The organism is Chloroflexota bacterium (assembly GCA_018648225.1).
Lineage (GTDB): Bacteria > Chloroflexota > Anaerolineae > Anaerolineales > UBA11858 > NIOZ-UU35.
This window is the reverse complement of the sequence record JABGRQ010000068.1, coordinates 1-19495: the sequence shown is the minus strand read 5'-3', so window position 1 is coordinate 19495 and position 19495 is coordinate 1. Positions and strand designations below refer to the sequence as shown.

Annotated in this window: 17 protein-coding genes; 8 read left to right on the top strand and 9 right to left on the bottom strand. The window is 52.4% G+C overall.

The window, feature by feature from the left end; translation table 11 throughout:
* The first annotated feature begins 64 nt into the window (after positions 1-64).
* From HN413_05090 to HN413_05080, 3 genes are all read left to right on the top strand, one after another.
* Positions 65-454, top strand: coding sequence for a single-stranded DNA-binding protein (locus HN413_05090; GenBank protein ID MBT3389767.1), 390 nt, complete (start codon positions 65-67; stop codon positions 452-454).
* 46 nt (positions 455-500) lie between these two features.
* Positions 501-749 carry a 30S ribosomal protein S18 gene (locus HN413_05085; GenBank protein MBT3389766.1) on the top strand — a complete coding sequence of 83 codons (249 nt, stop codon included), beginning with the start codon at positions 501-503 and terminating at the stop codon, positions 747-749.
* A 140-nt stretch (positions 750-889) separates the two neighbouring features.
* Positions 890-2158, top strand: coding sequence for a hypothetical protein (locus HN413_05080; protein MBT3389765.1), 1269 nt, complete (start codon positions 890-892; stop codon positions 2156-2158).
* 102 nt (positions 2159-2260) lie between these two features.
* Here HN413_05080 and rph read toward each other — a convergent pair whose 3' ends face one another.
* The 9 genes from rph to HN413_05035 all read right to left on the bottom strand — a co-directional run bounded on the left by rph (position 2261) and on the right by HN413_05035 (position 13659).
* Positions 2261-2992: a ribonuclease PH gene (gene rph, locus HN413_05075; protein MBT3389764.1), complete on the bottom strand. Its 732-nt coding sequence runs from the start codon at positions 2990-2992 to the stop codon at positions 2261-2263.
* A gap of 11 nt (positions 2993-3003) precedes the next feature.
* Positions 3004-6600: a chromosome segregation protein SMC gene (smc, locus tag HN413_05070; protein MBT3389763.1), complete on the bottom strand. Its 3597-nt coding sequence runs from the start codon at positions 6598-6600 to the stop codon at positions 3004-3006.
* 45 nt (positions 6601-6645) lie between these two features.
* Entirely contained in the window at positions 6646-7362 is a 717-nt protein-coding gene (gene rnc, locus HN413_05065) for a ribonuclease III (protein MBT3389762.1), read from the bottom strand.
* A gap of 95 nt (positions 7363-7457) precedes the next feature.
* The gene (fabF, locus tag HN413_05060) at positions 7458-8696 is read right to left on the bottom strand and encodes a beta-ketoacyl-ACP synthase II (GenBank protein ID MBT3389761.1); all 1239 of its coding nucleotides are present in this window, start codon (positions 8694-8696) and stop codon (positions 7458-7460) included.
* A gap of 160 nt (positions 8697-8856) precedes the next feature.
* Positions 8857-9321, bottom strand: a complete 465-nt coding sequence (locus HN413_05055) for a molybdenum cofactor biosynthesis protein MoaE (protein MBT3389760.1) — start codon at positions 9319-9321, stop codon at positions 8857-8859.
* Between the two features lies 1 nt (position 9322).
* Entirely contained in the window at positions 9323-9571 is a 249-nt protein-coding gene (locus HN413_05050; GenBank protein ID MBT3389759.1) for a MoaD/ThiS family protein, read from the bottom strand.
* Positions 9564-10046 (bottom strand): cyclic pyranopterin monophosphate synthase MoaC, encoded by a 483-nt coding sequence (moaC, locus tag HN413_05045; GenBank protein ID MBT3389758.1) that lies wholly within the window; start codon positions 10044-10046, stop codon positions 9564-9566. Before moaC ends, HN413_05050 begins: the two co-directional genes overlap by 8 nt.
* A gap of 120 nt (positions 10047-10166) precedes the next feature.
* Positions 10167-11789 (bottom strand): NAD(P)H-hydrate dehydratase, encoded by a 1623-nt coding sequence (locus tag HN413_05040; protein MBT3389757.1) that lies wholly within the window; start codon positions 11787-11789, stop codon positions 10167-10169.
* A gap of 70 nt (positions 11790-11859) precedes the next feature.
* On the bottom strand, positions 11860-13659 hold the full coding sequence (locus tag HN413_05035) for an aldehyde ferredoxin oxidoreductase family protein (protein MBT3389756.1): 1800 nt from the start codon (positions 13657-13659) through the stop codon (positions 11860-11862).
* 207 nt (positions 13660-13866) lie between these two features.
* Between HN413_05035 and HN413_05030 the strand changes: the two genes are divergently transcribed.
* The 5 genes from HN413_05030 to HN413_05010 form a co-directional block, all read left to right on the top strand.
* Positions 13867-15396 carry a sulfatase-like hydrolase/transferase gene (locus HN413_05030; GenBank protein ID MBT3389755.1) on the top strand — a complete coding sequence of 510 codons (1530 nt, stop codon included), beginning with the start codon at positions 13867-13869 and terminating at the stop codon, positions 15394-15396.
* The gene (locus HN413_05025) at positions 15393-17135 is read left to right on the top strand and encodes a universal stress protein (protein MBT3389754.1); all 1743 of its coding nucleotides are present in this window, start codon (positions 15393-15395) and stop codon (positions 17133-17135) included. The genes HN413_05030 and HN413_05025 overlap by 4 nt, the downstream gene beginning before the upstream one ends.
* Before the next feature lie 69 nt (positions 17136-17204).
* Entirely contained in the window at positions 17205-18101 is an 897-nt protein-coding gene (locus tag HN413_05020; protein ID MBT3389753.1) for a glycosyltransferase family 2 protein, read from the top strand.
* 27 nt (positions 18102-18128) lie between these two features.
* Entirely contained in the window at positions 18129-18785 is a 657-nt protein-coding gene (locus HN413_05015; GenBank protein ID MBT3389752.1) for a class I SAM-dependent methyltransferase, read from the top strand.
* Between the two features lie 53 nt (positions 18786-18838).
* Positions 18839-19495 (top strand): hypothetical protein (locus HN413_05010; GenBank protein MBT3389751.1); only part of this gene is annotated, 657 nt, incomplete at its 3' end.

Here is a 19495-nt window from a genome sequence, read left to right as displayed (position 1 = left end):
TTCCAAGAACCTGTAATGCGCTTTATGGTCACTTCGATTGAAGAATAAGCATTAGGAGGCTGATATGAGCCGGGGCTTAAACAAAGTCATGATCATTGGTCATCTGGGACGCGATCCTGAGATGCGCTACACGCCATCGGGTCGTCCGGTGACTACTTTTAGCGTCGCCACAAACCGAAGTTGGTCAACCGCCGATGGTGAACGACGCACAGATACCGAATGGTTCAACGTCGTCACCTGGAATAAACTTGCCGAAATTTGCAATCAATATCTAACCAAAGGACAGCAAGTTTATATTGAAGGGCGTTTGCAAACTCGCCGGTGGGAAGACTCAAATGGCACCCGCCACACATCGGTTGAAGTTGTCGCAAATGAAATGACTATACTCGGTGATCGCCGTGGCAGCGATGAGATTGATGATGAAGAACCCATCGAGGATGAATTTCCTTTTTAGCCACAGCACAATCAGCCATAACGAAAACAATCACTAATCAGGAGTAATAACTGTGAGTGCATACCAACAGAGGCGTTATTTCAAGCCGAAAAACTGCCGGTTTTGCGCAGACAGCAAAGTCAAGATTGATTATAAAGAGACTGATCTGTTACGCCAGTATGTGCATGAGGACGGAAAAATCCGTCCTCGTCGCCAAACCGGCACCTGCGCCAAGCACCAACGCGCCATCACAAAAGCAGTAAAGCGTTCCCGACATATTGCGCTATTGCCATTTGTTGGCGAAGTTTTACGCTAGAAAATAACATGTCCCATGGGGCATAGAGTATCCCACTCTATGCCCTGATTCTTTATCCAACCCTTGGCAGCAACAAGATTATCGACCCAAATTCCAGGGGCTACCTTTAACTGCATACCAAAATAATAATCGAGTAAGCTATGGCAAAACAGACACAAAAACCGGCTGCGAGCAGCCGCAAACGCTTGGCTCGCGTCGAACGCGAAAATATTCAAAAGCGCATCATCACTATCGCAACGGTTATTATCGTCAGCCTTGTTGTGCTGATTGCGGTTTTTGGCACCATCAAAGAAGGCGTAATTGACCCTCAGAAGCCTGTAGTCACCGTAGGCGACTACGAAGTATCCCTGGCCCAATTCCAGGCACGGGTACGTTACCAGCGCTTCCAACTTGTTAACCAATACGCCAGTTACTATAATTTCCTGCAGAGTTTTGGTGACGCAAATACCCAATCGCTACTGGAAAACAATCTGCGGCAAATCCAGTTTCAACTCGAACCGGTTATTCTCGGCACCACTGTGATTGATGATATCGTCGCCGATTTGCTGGTTCAACAGGAAGCCGAAAAGCGCGACATCACCGTAAGCGATGATGAAGTTAACCAATTTATCGCGGAAAATTTCTTCATGTATTTTCCGAACGGGACTCCTACCCCTGAGCCAACACGCGAACTGCGCCCTACTTCGACTCTCTCACCCGAACAGTTGACACTGGTCCCCCAGGAGCCAATGGCTACCCCAGAGGAAGCTGCTGCCGAAGAAGAAACCCCAGCAGAAGCAGAACCCACCGCGGAGCTGCCCACCGCAACCCCCTACACCGAAGACGCCTTCCAAACGCAACTCACTGAGTATCTCGACTATATTGCAATCTATGCCGATGTCACAGAAGAAGATTTGCGCTGGATGATCGAGGCCGATATTTATCAGGAAAAACTCATCAAGGCGCTAACCGATGATCTTGAAACCGAAGAAGAACAAGCCTGGGCGCGCCATATTTTAGTAGCCGATGAAGAGACCGCGCTTGATGTGATTGAACGCATCAATAATGGTGAAGACTTCATCACCCTGGCTCAAGAACTTTCTACTGATACTGGCAGCGCCCCATTGGGCGGCGACTTGGGCTGGTTCGGCCATGAACAAATGGTGGCAGCTTTTGATCTGACTGTCTTTGAACTTGAGATTGGCGAGATCAGCGCTCCGGTGGAATCAAATTTTGGCTGGCACGTTATTCAACTTTTAGGGCGTGAAGTGCGGTCAATTTCTGAGCAGCGACTGGCAACCATCAAGGAACAAACTTTCCAAAACTGGGTGACTGAACAACGCGCCAACTCGGAAGTTGTGATCAACGAAACCTGGAGCGAGAATATTCCCGAAGAACCGGCAATTCCGCCAGAAATTGCATTACCCTAACTTCAAAAAAATGGATAAAAAAAGAGTGTCGGCGATTGCCGACACTCTTTTTTTATCCACTGGCTCGACATGACAGACAAAAAATATCCACTCCTATATCCATCAAAATGCACCATCCCCAATTGTTTGCTGTAAAATCAGCAACTCGTTGATGCCCTTCTCTGCCAGATCAAGCAATGCATCGAGCGCGCTACGCGAAAAAGGGTCTCCTTCGGCGGTACCTTGCACTTCGATGAATTCACCGCGGGCATTCATGACCACATTGACATCGGCCTGGGCGCGGGAATCTTCGGTATAGCACAAATCGAGCATAGGCTGGCCGTCTACAATCCCCACGCTGACGGCGGCCACCGGCGACAGAAACACCTCCGGGGGCACCTCCCCCGCCTCGAGCAAAGTCTGAAGCGCCAATCTCAGGGCCACATATCCCCCGGTGATGGCCGCGGTGCGCGTGCCGCCATCCGCTTGCAAGACATCACAATCCACAATCACGGTACGCTCCCCCAGTTTCTCCAAATCTACCGCGGCGCGCAAGCTGCGCCCGATCAGACGGCGGATTTCTTGCGTGCGTCCGCCCAGGCCGTTCGTCTCGCGGCGGGTACGTTCTGTGGTGGCCCGCGGCATGAGTGCATATTCACCGGTCACCCAGCCGCCGGGGATATTTTGGCGCGTCTTCCAGCGCGGTGCGCCCGCCTCAATGGTGACGTTGCAAATCACTTTGGTGTTGCCAATCTCGATCAGCACGGAGCCTTCGGGGTAGATCACATAGCCCGGCGTGAATTTCACCGGGCGCAGGTCATCATAATTTCGTCCGTCAATACGTTTTTGAGACATCATTTTTTACTTTACTCGATCACGTCGGCGACTTCATCCAGTTTCAGGCTGATAACCTGGCTGGCGGTGTCGCGCCCTTTGGTGACGCCGTAAATCACATCGGCGGCCTGAACAGTGTTGCGGTTGTGCGTAATGACAATAAACTGAGTATTCTGGGCGAGTTCGCGCAGCAGATCGCGGAAACGGCCCACATTGGCCTCATCGAGCATGGCATCCACTTCGTCAAGCACGCAAAACGGCGTGGGCGAAACCTTGAGCAATGCAAAAACCAGCGCAGTAGCCGTCAGACTGCGCTCACCGCCTGAAAGCAGCGAAAGCCCTTGCGTGCGGCGCCCCGGTAAGCGCGCTTCAATATCAATACCGGTATCCGTCATATTCTCGGGGTCCGTGAGTACCAGTTGTGCCGAACCGCCACCGAATAAACGGGTGAAAATTTGGCGAAATTCTGCCGCCACGGCGTCGAATGTAATCCGGAACTCGCGCTCCATGAGTACATCCAACTCTGTAATGACTTCGCGAATATCAGCTTCGGCCTTCTTCGAGTCTTCAACCTGAGCGGTCATAAATGTATAGCGTTGGCTGACTTCCTCGTATTCGCGCTGGGCATCGGGGTTCACAGCGCCAATGCGCCGCAATTGGGCGCGCTGCTGCTTAATCGTTTCTTCCAGCCCTTCGGGCAGCTCTTCAACCACAGGCAGTTCTTGCACCATATTACTGCCCAACGGCAGTGGTGTCGGCCCAGAAACTTGCTCATCATATTCAAACGATACCAACCCGAAATCAGCCTCAATGCGCTCGCGCCAGCGATCCAAAGCTTCCTGACAGCGGGTTAATGTCAATTGCGCCTGTGAATTACGGCGATCAGCCGCACTGAGCTTATTCCGCGATTGAGTCTCATCGCCCATCAGGCTGTCTTGCTGCGCCTCAGCGGCGACCAACTCTGCGTCAGCGGGGTCAATCAGGGCTTGCAACGTATCAACCTGCGTAATCAATTCCGCTTCTTGACTGCGTAAGGTATTTTTTGCCTGATCTAGTTGGGATATTTCAGCCTGCATGTGTGCCAAACGGGATTTAATCTCAGTAAATGATTGGCTGGCATCGGCAACCGTCTGGTTGCGTTCACGCTGGCGATCCAGGGTATTTTTCAGGGCCTGTTCCACAACAGCAGATTGTGTATCCCAATGATTGGCTTCCAGTTGAAATTCTTCGAGGGAAATGGCATTCAGCGCGGATTGCAATTGACGCAGATTGTCACGAGCCTGCGTGGATTCTGCTTCCAGAGCGGAGACACGTTCTACCATCTGGCGTGATTCGGCTTCCCCATGTTGGAGCGCGTCTCGCAGGTTGCTTTGCTGCGCGCGCTGCCACTCTGCTTGTCGCCGGGCTTGTGTTACCTCCAAGGAAACTTCGCCGCGTCTGCGCTCAGTGGCTTCAGCCTCGCGGCGCGCCTGATCGAGCATACTCACCAGATTGCGCTCATCACCGATGCGCGAATTCAAAGTTTGGTCAAGTTTTTCAATCGCATCCACAGCCACGTTGAGTTGTTTCTGCGTTGCTTCAATTTGCGCCTGCAATTCGCGGCGCTGGCGCGGTCTACTCAGGGTGCTGGCGCCTCCCATCTGCCCCGACATCACCGGGCCGCTGGCGTAAAAAATCTCGCCTTGTAACGTCACAGCCCGCGCCGATTGGGGCAATCCAGTCAATACACGGCGAGCGGTTTTGCGATCATCAACAATGATGGTATGCCCCAGCAACAAATCCACCGCCGGGCGATATTCGGGTTGCGCCTGAACGAGATCAGCAGCCAACCCCACAACGCCATCGGTGGGCTTCACCGAAAGCGGCTCTGGCGGGATGAGCGCATCCAGGGGCAGCATAGCCCCTCGGGCCGTTTCACTCGCCAAAACTTCCAGCGCATTTTCAACGGATGCACCGCCTGCCAACAAAACGGCATCCAAATATTCGCCTAATGCAATCGCAATTGCCGCCTCGTAAGCTTCGGGCACATGCAATTGGCTGCTCAACGCCCCCTGCGCGCCGCCAAGCGCGCCCTTCTGCGCCGACTTCAATAGCGCCTGCGTCCCTGATGTATATCCAGAAAGCGCTTTATCGGCCTGTTCCAACACATCTAATTGGGCCTTTGAACGCGCCAACTCAGCCTGCGCTTTGGATTGCTGTTCCAGTTTTTGCTTGCGCTCGGCTTCCAGTTGAACGGTTTGCTGGCGATGGGTATCCAAATCTTGTTGGGCGGTGTGGCGCGCGGCCTGGGCTTGCTGCACAGCCGATTCAGCCTCGCCCAGCCGCGCCTGGGCAGTTTGCAGTTCGCCCTCGGCAATAGATAGAGCTTCTTCGGCCTGGAGCAGCTCAGCCTGTCGGCGCTCCGCCCGGGTGCGATGTTCTTCCAGGCGTGTGTTCAGGCGCGTTTGTTGGGCAGAAAAATCAGTCAGTTGCGCTTGTCCCTGACGAATATTCTTCTCGGCTTCCGCGCGCTCCGACTGGCGTTGCTTCAATTGCTCACGGGTTTCAGCCGCTTTTGCCTGGGCTTCGCTCAATTCGGCTTGCAAACGCCGGGTTTCTGTTTCGGTTTCGGTCAGGCGTTCCTGATAGAGCACAATTTGCTGTTCATAGCGGCCGACTTCGGCAGTAGAATTTTGCTGTTGCTGTACGAGGGAACGATTACGCTCATCGGAGACAGCTAATTCACGCGTAATCGTTTCGCGCCGGGCATGCAATTGGGATAACTCGCGATGCCACGAACTGAGTCGGGCGCGCACACCCTGAATATGTTCGCGATATCCAGAGATTTCCTGGTCAATATCTGTCTGTTTGCGCTGTGCCTCTTGCAAGTGGGATTCGTGTTCACGCGCTGTAACGCGTGCCACGTTGAGTTCCTGCATCGCTCGATTCCAGTGATAGCCATACCAATCTTTGAGCAAAACTTGCAGATCGGTATGCACCTGATCGTATTGGTTGGCCCGCTGCGCCTGACGTTCCAGGCTGCGCAAGCGCGGTTTTAGCTCAGAGAGAATATCTTCGACGCGTTCCAGATTGCGCAGCGTATTATCCAATCGGCGCTGTGCTTCTTCGCGGCGAGCGCGGTATAAACCAATCCCGGCGGCTTCTTCAAAAAGCCGCCGTCGCTCGTCGGCCCGCAACGATAGCGCCGAATCAACCAGACCTTGCCCGATGATCGTGTACGTGCGCTCCGACAAACCCGAATTCCCCAACAATTCGCTAATATCTTTGAGACGCACTTTCTGCCCATTGATGAAGTATTCGTTGCTCCCATCGCGGTAGGCGCGTCGGCCAATCGAAACTTCGCTAAAGTCCACTGGTAGCCAGCTACTGCTGTTATCGAAGAGGATTTCTGCCGAGGCCATCCCGGCGCGGGAACGCTGCTCAGAGCCTTGAAAGATCATATCAATGGTCTTTTTGCCGCGCAATAAACTATAAGATTGTTCGCCCAACACCCACCGAATGGCATCGGCAACATTCGATTTACCAGACCCATTAGGGCCAACAATGCAGGTGATCCGGTCGGCTAATTCAAACGTTGTCCGCCCCGCAAAGGTCTTATAGCCTTGAAGTTCGAGAGATTTTAAATGCATGTGCTGTATCGTAAACCAAGTGGTGAAAATTGTCTATTCTGAATCTCATTCTGCGCCGAGCGCGATTATAGCTTCACGCGCCGCAGCTTTAGCAGCGGCTTGCTTACTGTGTCCGCTGCCTCGGCCATATACTTTATCGCCAATCAACACTTCGATTTCGAAAAATTTCTCGTGATCGGGACCAGTAGCGGAGATCGTGCGGTATTTCGGCGCGCCATCGCCGTGCGCTTGCGTCCATTCTTGCAGGCTGCTCTTTGGGTCTTGCAACCCACCCGAAGCATAGATCTGATGTGCCATCCCATTAAGGAAGGGGTCGAAAAATCGTTGCACTTCACCCAGTCCGGATCCCAAATAGATCGCCCCTATCAGTGCTTCAAAGGTGGCACATAATAATGCCGGGCGCTCACGCCCGCCATTCTCCGCCTCGCCGCGCCCCAGGCACATAGCTCCGCCCAGATTGATTTCATCGGCGAATTCGGCAAGCTGATCAGTACGCACCAGCGCCGAGCGCATACGCGTCAACTCTCCTTCAGACATTTCGGGGAAACGATTATAGAGCCAGGCACCCACCAGAAAATCTAAAACTGCGTCGCCGAGAAATTCGAGACGCTCGTTATCTTCGAGTGCATCCACATTTTCATTTAGATACGAACGGTGTGTAAGCGCCCGGCTGAGCAGGCGCAAATCATCCATCTCAATCCCCAGCCGTTTAGCTAAAGCCCGCGGGGTTTCCACCTCGCGGTATCCCTGAGTAGTATCCATGATATCCTCCGGAACTCAGGGAGCGGGAGATACCCCACCCCATCAAGTCGGGTACCTCACGCTCCGTTTGTTCAACTTTTTATGACGATTGTTTTCTATCCGCGATATTTCTTGATAAGCAAAACCGCGTTATGACCTCCAAAGCCAAATGCATTGCTGATTGCAATTTCAACAGGCGCTTCACGCGCCTGGTTAGGAATATAATCCAGATCGCACTCCGGATCGGGCGTATGGTAATTGATCGTGGGCGGCAGCAAATTTTCACTCACCGCACGCACACAGAAAAGCGCTTCGAGCGCGCCGGTGGCGCCCATCATGTGCCCGGTCATGGATTTGGTAGACGAAACAGGAATATTATACGCTAAATCGCCGAAAGCTGCCTTGATCGCCTGGGTTTCGGCGACATCGTTTAGCGGTGTGGCTGTGCCATGCGCGCTGATATAGCTAATCTCATCGGGATTGACCAAAGCGCTTTCCATCGCCAGGCGCATGGCCCGCGCCCCGCCCGCGCCATCGGCTGCCGGGGCAGTAATATGATAGGCATCGGACGTACTGCCATAACCGCCAAACTCGGCAAAAATTTGAGCACCGCGCTTGTGGGCGTGGCTTTCACGCTCCATCACCAGCACCGCCGCGCCTTCCCCCATCACAAGACCGTCGCGCTCTTTATCGAAAGGCTGCGGAGTGATTTCGCCAACCCCGCGACGCGACATAGCCCCCAAACGGTCAAACGCAGCCACACCAACCGGCGCAATTGTCGATTCGCTGGCACCGGTCACAGCCACGTCAATCATTCCCAGCTTGAGCATCATCCAGGCAACGCCAATGCCATCTGCCCCCGAGGCGCAAGCTGAAGCCACCGAAAAGGCCGGGCCTTGAAATCCATATTCAATCGCGGTTAGCCCGGCTCCGCCATTGGGCATCAGCATCGGTATCAAAAACGGGCTAACCCGCCGCGGGCCTGATTCGATCAATATTCGGCTACCTTCTTCCAACGAACCCAGACCGCCAATTGCTGAAGAAATAATCACCCCAACGCGCTCACGGTTGACTTCAGTCACAGCCAATCCGGCCTGCTCCACAGCCTCCTTCGCTGCAACCACCGCAAATTGCTCAAAACGATCCTGGCGGCGCGCATCTCGGGCTGGTATATAATTCGTCGGATCAAAATTTTTGACCTCCCCGGCTACTTTTACCAAAAAATCAGCAGTATCAAATTGTGTAATCGGCCCAATACCAGAAACACCCGCCAGCGCGTTTTGCCAACTTTCTCCAGCCGATAACCCCAGGGGGCTCACCGCGCCCATTCCTGTTATTACAACGCGTTCACTCATCATAGAATGCCTCCAAGAAAATAGATCAATGATGCATTTTAAAAACCCCCTATCCGATGACTGGTTGCGCCATAGAGCGCAACTAAATCCGATGCGATCCCCCACCCACAGTATGGACGAACGGACTCGCTCTGGGCTGGTACGCGTGCCCGAAGCGCGGCTATTCCCCGGGTTGGGGCGTGTACCCGCCCTCAATCCAGGTTCCCCCATCCGGGCCGATTTCCTTCTTCCAGACTGGCACAATCTCTTTCAGGCGATCAATGCCATAGCGCGCTGCTTCAAAAACCCCGGTATCACGATGCGCGGCGGTGCAAGCAATCAGCACCGTCGGCGTCATGGGATACAAGCGTCCGATGCGTTGTACAATCGCAATGCCCTCAATCATCGGCCAGCGCTGGCGGATTTCATCGGCAACCTGCCCCATTTTCGCCTCCGCCATCGGGGTGTAAGCCTCATATTCGAGGTATTCCGTCTCTGGAGGCAAGCCATCGCGTTGGGTCGTGCCTCTCACCATCCCGGTGAAGAAGCAGGCCGCCCCGGTCGAGGGCAGGGTAATCTGCGCCAGCAGATCATCCAGATTGAGTTCATCTTTTGTAATCGAGAAAATCGTTGGGAATTGAGACATCTTATCCCCCACTGACATGCGGAAACATGGCAACTTCTGCCCCAGCGGGGATGATGTCTTCATCAAAAGCGTAATCACGGTTGATCGAAACCAGGGTAGCATCCAACGCTCCGGTTGCATGGGGATAGCGTTCAGCCAACAAGGTTTTTAAACCGCTGACTTGAATATTTTCCGGCACATTTAGCGAAATTTTGCGCTCGCCGGTATGATCGCGCATCGTGGCAAAAAACAGGATGGTTATTTCATTCATTGATCACGTCACCACTTTGACCGCCGTGTTTCTCCACCAGGCGGATATGCGTAATTTGCATGGTTTTCTCAACGGCTTTCGCCATATCGTAAACAGTCAGGGCAGCCACAGAGACGGCGGTCAGGGCTTCCATCTCCACGCCGGTTTTACCGGAGGTGCGCACCGTGGCAGTGATCTCCACGCCGGGCAGTTCCGGTTGAGGCTGAATCTCGACCAAAATCTGATTAAGCGCCAGGGGATGGCACAGCGGAATCAGGTCGGATGTTTTTTTTGCAGCCATCACACCGGCCAATTCAGCCACGCTGAGGACATCCCCTTTTTTCAGCGCCCCGACCTGGATGAGTTCCAGCGTCTCCGGGCGCATGATGACTTCGCCTTTAGCAACTGCCACGCGCTCGGTTATGGGTTTAGCGCCGACATCCACCATGCGGGCGCGCCCGCTTTCATCGAGATGGGATAATTTTTGGATAGACATGGTCTGAATTATACTCGAAACGAACAAAAAATTTAACGCAAGGGCGCAAAGGTTGAAAGTCGCAAGGAGAATTTTCAAAAATCTTTGCGACTCTGCCTCTTGGCGGCCTTGCGTTAGAACCTATAACAATTGTTCCAGCACATCAGGCAACACATTTAGCAAATCACCCGCCAAAACAGTGGCTGTGTTACCCTGCATCTCGGCAGCCAGTAGACCCGCCTGAGCGTGAATCCAGGCTCCAGCGGCGGCGGCTTCGAAGGCTTCCATGCCCTGAGCGCGCAGACCGGCGATCAAACCAGCGAGCACATCACCCGAACCGGCGCGCGCCAGCGCAGACGAGGCCACCGGGATAATCATCGTGCGGCCATCGGGAGCAGCAATCACGGTAAAGGCGCCTTTGAGCACTATCACTTGCCCCCACTCGGCGGCAAAGCGTTCGGCGATGCTCAAGCGGTCAGCTTGAATCTCGGCGGTTTCGAGGCCGGTCAGGGCAGACATCTCACCGGGGTGAGGCGTCAGCACGGCGGGCTTGGGTAGTCGCGCGGCCCAATCGGGGAGTTTCGCCAACAGCTTGAGACCGTCAGCGTCAATAATCAATGGAGGCAATATATGGTTTTCTTTCCGCGACTCGGTCTCAGGCATTTTAACAAAGCCCAAACTGCCGCTCTTCTTGGCGACTGTATCCCCGAATAAACGCTTGAGAAATTCGCCAGTGGTATCTGCCATGCCAAAGCCGGGACCCAGCAACAGGGCTGTAACGCGCTCCAAATTCTCGCGCACCGTATCTGCGGCCACGGCGGCGATGACACCCTTCTCGTGGGGCAATAACAGCCATGTGGCTTCGGGCAGACTCCCGGCCAGGGCCGAGTGTAAAGGAGCGGCCGCACCCAGCGTGACCAACCCAGCCCCACTGCGATAGGCGGCTTCTCCGGCCAATGCCAACGCGCCGCTAAATTCCATTGAACCGGCCACGACCAGGGCTGTACCAAACGTGCCTTTATGCGCATCGGAGGGACGCTCAGGTAATTGCTCGCTGACCCATTCGGCAGTGACAACTGCGCGGCGAATAGCATCTTGCGCGGGCAACCCTTCGGGCAGGCCAATCTCCACCCCGACAAGTTCTCCGACCAGATCATAAGCGGGCAATTGCAACAGGCCGCGCTTGACGGCTGCCATTGTGACGGTCAGATCCGCAGGGAGGCACTGCGGGGCGGCCGCGCCACTGTCGCAATCCACACCCGAGGGACAATCTACCGCTACAACCAGCGGGGGCACATCCATTTCGAAGAGTGCTTTTTGCACAAATTCGAGCGTTTTGGCAATTGCACCGCGCAAAGGCAATTCTATGCCTGTGCCAAGTACGCCATCAAGCAAGACATCATGCTGTTCCAGAGCCGTGTTCAACTGCTTGAATTTGACATCGGTTTCGATATTCAGAATTTCGACCCCGGCTGCTTGCGCACGCGCCAACAGCGGATCATCTTTCGGGCGCGGACGCACGATATAGGCCGTAGTTTGCCAACCCCATTCTTGTAAATAGCAAGAGGCCACCAGTGTATCACCGCCGTTGTTGCCAGAACCAACCAGACCCAGGGCAGTATTTTCATCGAAATCGGCAAATTCTTCATGCACCACTTCAGCCAGGCCGCGCCCGGCATGTTCCATCATTTCGGAGTAGGTGTGCCCGGCGGCATTCGATTCTTTTTCGATGGCGATCATTTCTTCGACAGTTACATACTTCATTTGCTCACGCTCCAATTTTCAACCTTCAACTTTCAACTTAAAACCTGTAACGGTTGAAAGTTGAAGGTTTTCATAATTCCAGATTTAACTCGGTAAGTTTGCTGTCCGTCGGCATTCCAGTTTCGGAATCCCAGCCGCGAGCAATATAATAGGCTTGCAACATGGCTTCGAAGGGAATTTCATATCCCGCTGAACCGCCGTCTGCATACGGAATCCGCAGAGGGGCAGGCAAAACATCGTTTGCGCCGACCAGCCCCAGGTTACGGTTGATGATCCGCTTGAGGTTCCAGGCACGCTCTCCAGCGTACACCAATTCTTCGAGCGTGCGCGTCTCTCCGGTGGCAGCATTCAATAATCCCAAAATATCTTCCGGCGGAACATTGGCAAAGACACACATTACCAGGGCGTTGAAAACCGTGCGCCAGTTTTGATGGATGGCAACGTTGGCGGCTTTCCCGGCCCCGGCATGACGCTCGAAATATTCCAGCCCTATGGCAGGTTCGTCCTGACCAAAGAGATCGGGCAAAAAATAGTCGGACTGGTTGTGGCAGGCGCCACGCGGCGAGGTGGCGTAGACCAGCGCCATGCCCGAAGCACCGCGCGGGTCGTGGTAGGCCAGTTCGAGACCATTAACTTGCACAGCCTGATCTTCAGCGCCAAAGCGCCGCCCTAACGCCCGGGAGCCTTCGGCCAGCGCCGCACCAAAACCTGCGCGGCGGGCGGTCTGATGCACCAGGGTTTCGACAACCTGCCTGTCGCCCCAATTCAATTCCAGGCCGCCGGTATCGGCGGTTGTGATGATGCCCTGCTCGAAAAGCGTGAAAGCCAACCCCAGCGTTCCGCTCAAGCTGATGGTATCCATGCCGTAACGGTCGCACAATTCGCCCATGCGTGCAATGAAGGGCAAATCGTCAATCAGCAGATTAGGACCAAAACCGACCACAGTCTCGTATTCGGGGCCTTTGCGATTGCCATCATCGTCCAATTGCACTACCCGCCCGCAGGCGATCACGCAGGCATGGCAGGCGCTCGTGCCGGTGAGAATAGTCTCGGCCATCGTCGAGCCACTGATGTTGCTCACACCATCGAAGGTCCCGGCACGGAAATATTTCTTGGGCATTTCACCGAGATAGTCAGCATAATCGGCGACGGCGGCAGTTCCTAGCTCATGAGCGGCGCTGGTGAAATTATCGTCTTTGAGGGCGCGATTGGCCGCCGAGCGCAAAGCGGGGAAATCAGCGGATGCAACCGGGATGTTGCCGCTCCCGCGCACGGCTACGGCTTTGAGATTTTTTGAACCCATCACCGCGCCCAGGCCAGTGCGTCCGGCAACACGGCCATGATCGGTGAGGATCAGCGCGAAAGGGATTTGGGATTCCCCCGCCGGGCCGATGACCGCCACCCGCGGTTTGGGTTTGCTTCCCAGAGTTTGGATGATCGTTTCCTGAGCCGCGGCGGTCTCCAGCCCCCACAGGTGAGATGCATCCCGGAGTTCAACCTGCCCATCCTGAATCCACAAATAAACCGGGTTCCGCGCCCGCCCGCTGATCCACAGGCCATCGAAACCAGCCTTGCGCAGCTCCGGTCCCCAGAAGCCGCCACAATGCGATTCGGCCCACAGGCCGGTAGCCGGTGAACGCCCGCAGATCACGAAGCGCCCCACGGACGGTCCCGCCGTCCCCGTCAGCGGGCCGGTGATGAAGAGCAGCGGCGACTCTGGCGCGAGTGCATCCACAGCGGGATGCAGATCGTCATAAAGTAAACGCGCCGCCAACGCCGAGCCGCCGATATAGTCGCGCTGCCATTCGGCAGGGACAGTGTAAATTTCTTGCGCTCCGGATGTCAGATCAAGTTTGAGGATGGGTTGCATATTTTCTCCAATATCGTAGGCAAATCTTTAACGCAATACCCTAAAGGGCACAAGCGGCGGCAAGGGTGCGAAGCCGCAAAGAAAATTTTTGGTCTTTGCATCTTTGCGTCTCGGCGGCTTTGCGTTAAAACTCATGCGGCACAAGTGTACCAAAGATACACAGCCGGGGAAATATGATTTTTACAATTCGGGGTAGAATATAGACCTATGAACCGACGTGATTTTCTTAAACTCACCGGCGGCGCGCTAGCAATTGGGGCGTTGCAAGGCTGCTCCCGGTTGCTGCCCCAAAATACCGCCCCTGATCTTTCGCGCACGGGTATTTCACCGAGCGCGGCCGACGATATTACCATCATCCCCAACGTCGAACGCCCCAATATGGTCTTTATTCTGACAGATGATCTCGACGCTCAACTTGGCACCACCGACTATATGCCGCGGTTGCAAACGTATCTCACCGATCAGGGCGCCTCACTGGGGCAATTCTTCACCCCCACGCCGGTCTGCTGCCCTTCTCGGATCAGTTTCCTCACCGGGCAATACGCGCACAACCACCAGGTTTATATGAATGCTTCGCCGGAAGGCAGCTTTAAAAAATTCAACTTATTGGGCAGCGAAGCCTCCACGATCGCCACATGGCTCAACGCGGCAGGGTATCATACCGGTTTTATGGGCAAATATATGAATGAATATCCCTTCCCGGACAACAAAACCTACGTCCCAGCGGGTTGGGATGAATGGTACAGCCCAGCCAAAGGAAAGCCCTATACCGGCTTTGAATACACGCTCAACGAAAATGGCGCTCTGGTGGATTATTTCGACCCTTCCCAATATATCGGTGATGTTTTGTCCGACAAGGCCGATGATTTTATCAGGCGGTCCGCAGGCGGCGCGGAACCTTTCTTCTTGCAGGTTTCCACGTATGCGCCACACGAGCCATATACACCTGCGCCGCGCCACGCCGATGCCTTCCCTGATATCCAGGCGCCGCGCACGCCCTCGTTCAATGCTGAAGATGTCAGTGGCAAACCCAGCGACATCCGCTACAATCCGCCACTGAGCGAGGCGGATATCCAGGATATTGATAGTGTTCATCGCCTGCGCGTGCAGAGTATGCAGGCTGTAGACGAGATGATTGAACGGTTGATGAATACGCTCGATGAACTCAACCTGCTGGACAATACCTATATCTTCTTTATTTCGGATAACGGCTTCCACCTGGGGCAGCACCGCATGAAACCCGGCAAAGCCCACCAATATGAGGAAGATATTCGTGTGCCGATGATTGTACGCGGGCCAGGCATCCCTGCCGGCATGTCTGTAGATAATTTCCTCACCGCCAATATCGACTTTCCGCCCACCATCGCCGAACTGGCCGGGGTGATTCCGCCCGAATATGTCGATGGCCGCTCGCTGGTGCCGCTGCTCAAGAATACGCCACCCCCTGCGGAAGAATGGCGGCAGGCTGTACAAATTGAATTCTTCGGACATCAACTCGATGAAAGCGGTGAGGTATCGCCCTGGTATATAGGATTGCGCACAAACGACCACCTGTATGTTGAGCACAGCGAAGGGATGATCGAGCTTTATAATCTCCACGCAGACCCCAACCAACTCAACAACCTGGCCCCCGAAGCCGACCCTGAACGCATCAAACTATTCTCTCAATGGTTGCGAGCAATCTATAACAGCTCAGGCATTGAACTTCGCGAGATTGAACAAAATAACCCCCTATGACTTATCAACCGCGTACGAAATTTGAACTTGCCCGCGATGATTTCCGCCGCGCCCGCCGATTAGCAGCTACCAACGAAATTATTCGCAAACTTCGCGGACAGCCGGTAGAATTGCTGCCTTTCGATGAAGTCAGCCCGCATATTCATTCGCAAGATGCGCGCAACCGCGGCCTGCAACATATTCCGCTAGACGCAATTGTAGGCAGCGTGGGGCGTTATGCCGATTTCACGCGCGATTTTCTGCCACGCTCCGGCGCGCTGCAAGACCGCTGGGCACGCGTCAAATCCAAGTTTCATAATCTGGAGGATATGCCCCCCATTCAGGTGTATCAGGTAGGGGCGGTTTATTTTGTACTGGATGGTAATCACCGCGTTTCAATTGCCAGAGATAGCGGCGCAACACAGATCCGCGCGTATATCACCGAATTTCAAGCGGACATCGAGATCACTGCCGATACCGATCTCGACAGCATGATCCTCACGGTAGAACAAGCTGAATTTTTCGCAAAGACACGGCTCAATCAACGCCAGCCCGTCCCAAATTTACGCATTACCTCGCCGGGGAGATATAAGATACTCGAAGGGCAAATTAATAATCTGCAGAAGAATCGCGAGCGTAATGACAACGCAGCGATTTCATTTGAGGAAACTGCTCAACTTTGGTATCAAGATATGTACCTTCCGGTGGTAGAAACCATCCGCAACCACCGGCTGCTGGAGAATTTTCCCGACCGCACCGAAACTGATCTATATGTCTGGATTTCTCAACACCAGGAAGATCTGAGCGCGGCTCTGGGGTGGGCAATTCACCCCGAGGATGCAGCCAGCGACCTCGCCGATCAATTCAGCCTCCGGGCCGAGCACGTCGCATCCCGCCTGAGGGAGCGAATTCTGGATAGTGTGATTCCCAACCCCATTGAGGCAGGGCCACGCGCCGGGGAGTGGCGTCAAGAACAAATCGAAAAACAACGCGGCGAAAAATTATTCTCCCGTATTCTCGTTTCCCTGAGCGGTTCACCCCACAGTTGGCAAGCCCTACAACAGGCGCTCGTATTTGCACAGCGCGAAGATGCCCAAATTCTGGGCCTACATATGGTCAAGAATAAAAACGCGCTCTCCTCTGCTGCCACACAAGCTGTTCAAGAAAAATTTAATACCTGCTGCCAGGATGCTGGCAACCCTGGAGAGTTGGCGCTGGATTTCAGCGAAATTACGCCAACAATTATCGAGCGGTCTCGCTGGAGTGACCTGGTCGTTGTTCACCTGGCACATCCACCGAGCGATAATATCCTCAGACGCTTAGGCCCAGGATTTCATCGGCTGGTGCAGGGTTGTCCGCGCCCCATTCTGGCGGTACCGCGAGCATTCCCCAGGCTAGATAAGCTGCTACTGGCATACGACGGCAGCGCCAAAGCCGATGAAGCGTTATATGTCGCGGTTTATCTGGCGGGAAAATGGAAATTACCGCTTAGCGTTTTAATCGTCCTTGATGGGGAGCGATTCCCAAAACGGGCTGCTGCGCGAGCGCGCTGGTACTTGAGCAGCCACAAAATTATTGGCGATATTCACTTCCGACATGGCCCCGTTGCCAAGACGATCATGCAAACTGCGGCAGAAGCCAATACTGAACTCATTATCATGGGGGGGTACAGCCGTCCACCGGTGCTGGATATGATGGTAGGCAGTTCGGTAAATCAGATTTTGAGATCTGCCACATGCCCGATATTGATTTGTCGATAATTGCGAAGGCATTTTGTAGTCATCGCGGGGGTACTTGCCTTTTTTACAAACTAGAATATACTTCGTCCCATGTCTCCCGATACTGAAACAATCTCTGTAATCATTCCTGCATATAATGAATCATCCGGTATCTCGCAATTAATTAAGGAAATAAAAAGTGAGTTATTTGAAGCTGGCTATTCATTTGAGATTCTTGTCATTGACGATGGGTCCACAGACGATACTGTGATCAATGCCAAACAAGAGCATGTAACCGTCATACAACATCCTCATAACCTTGGCAACGGTGCCGCTATAAAAACAGGCATTCGCAATGCTAAAGGGGAAATCATCGTTATGCTAGATGCGGATGGTCAACATCCCCCGAAAGATATTCCTCGGCTCATAGAAAAAATTGATAAATTTGATATGGTGGTTGGTGCACGCACAAGCGCATCTGATACGGATATGCACAGAAATTTTGCGAACAGCGTCTATAACGCATTAGCAACATATATAACGGGACAAAAAATTCTAGATCTAACGTCTGGTTTCCGTGCAATTCGAACACATATTGCAAAAGCATATGTATATCTTTTACCGAATCAATTCTCCTACCCAACCACAATCACGTTGGCAACCATACGCTCGGGGCGAAGTTTGACCTATGTTCCAATCATTGGACAAAGGAGAAAGGGCAAAAGCAATATTCGCCTTTTTCGAGACGGCATCCGTTTTTTACTCATCATATTACGAATTGCTACATTTTATTCCCCGCTAAAAATATTTATTCCAGTTAGTACCTTGATGTTCATAACTGGTTTCATGTATGGTCTCTACAAAATCATTTTTTTAAACTTGCGCTATGGGCCGACATCCGCCTTATTGATGACCGTTTCTGTTGTGATTTTCATGGTCGGGCTGGTATCAGAACAAATCGCTCAATTACGTTTTGAGCAAAGTGAATTTCACAATTCCAAAAACTAAGCTTTGCCTATCTGGAGAAGACGCTTAATGGCACTAATTTCTAAAGATTTACTCAAAGAGATGATGAATTCCATCTCAAAAGAGCAAGCTGCAGAAATGGCGATCCCATCGTACTTGCACAAGAATCCAATTATGCGTTGGATAGCTTTCTCCCGAGTAAAATTACTCATCCAATGGATACAAAACTATAAGAAAACTGAAGGTAAACTACTCGATTTTGGATGTGGGACTGGCATTATCTTTCCGATTGCAAGCACTAATTTCCATACAGTTTATGGCTCAGATATAATTCTGACACCCGCTGAATTTATCACCAATGACCTAAATCTAAAAAATGTTCAGCTTTTAAAACCGGAAGAAATTGAATCGAGCATACCAGACAATTCTCTTGACATAGTTGTTTGCGGAGAAGTTCTAGAGCATATCCAAGATATTGACCCTTTACTCCAGCAATTTCAGCGAAAATTAAAAGCATCTGGCCGCTTATTAGTCACCCTCCCGACTGAAAGCAGGCTATACAGAATTGGGCGGAAACTAGCCAAATTTTCTGGCGATTATCATATTCACCATGCTGCAAAAATTCACCAAGTAATTTTGAAGTCAGGATTTCAGCTTTCAAGAAGAAAATTCTTACCACTTCCCCCTCCTTTTTCAATCTATTGGGCAATTGATTACACAGTATAGAAGAATTCCTATTCTTACGCGGTAAATATTTTCATAACAAGGATCCTTGCCCCATGTTTTTACTCGGACTCATTTCTATAATCCAAATTACATTTCTTCCAGGGCTTATTCTACTGAAGTTTTTTAAAGCGAAACACGGCATATTGCAATCGCTTGTGTATGCTTTTGCACTTAGCCTAATTAGTAATCACTTACTCGTGTTCACGATTACAGCACTTCGCATCAATATTTCAATTGCTTTCTATGTCATCTTCGTGCTTGAAATCGTGGGGTTTATAGTGCTTTATAAAGATGAACTTCGACAACCACTCACAACAACACTTACAAATAAAAGAGAAGAATTTATTGTTGATCTATCTTCATTCTGGACTTCGCATGCTCAAAAATCATCTTCATCCTATCAAATTATCGTTGAAATTATTGCTCTGGTAAGTATCTTGTGGGCCGGATCAAGTATCTGGTGGGCATTTCGGGTTTGGTTATCGAATGTTGATACAGTTTTTATACAATGGGATGCCATTGTTTCATGGAATCGCTGGGCAATTGAATGGTTTAACGGTTCTTTCCCATCACTCACAAATCGATACGCTCAACTAATTCCAACAAACTTCGCTGTTACCTATGCCTACCTTGGGGGAACACAATTACAGTTTTTTGCAAAAAGTATTATGCCGTTTTTTAATTTATTTATCCTATTACTACTCTTTAGC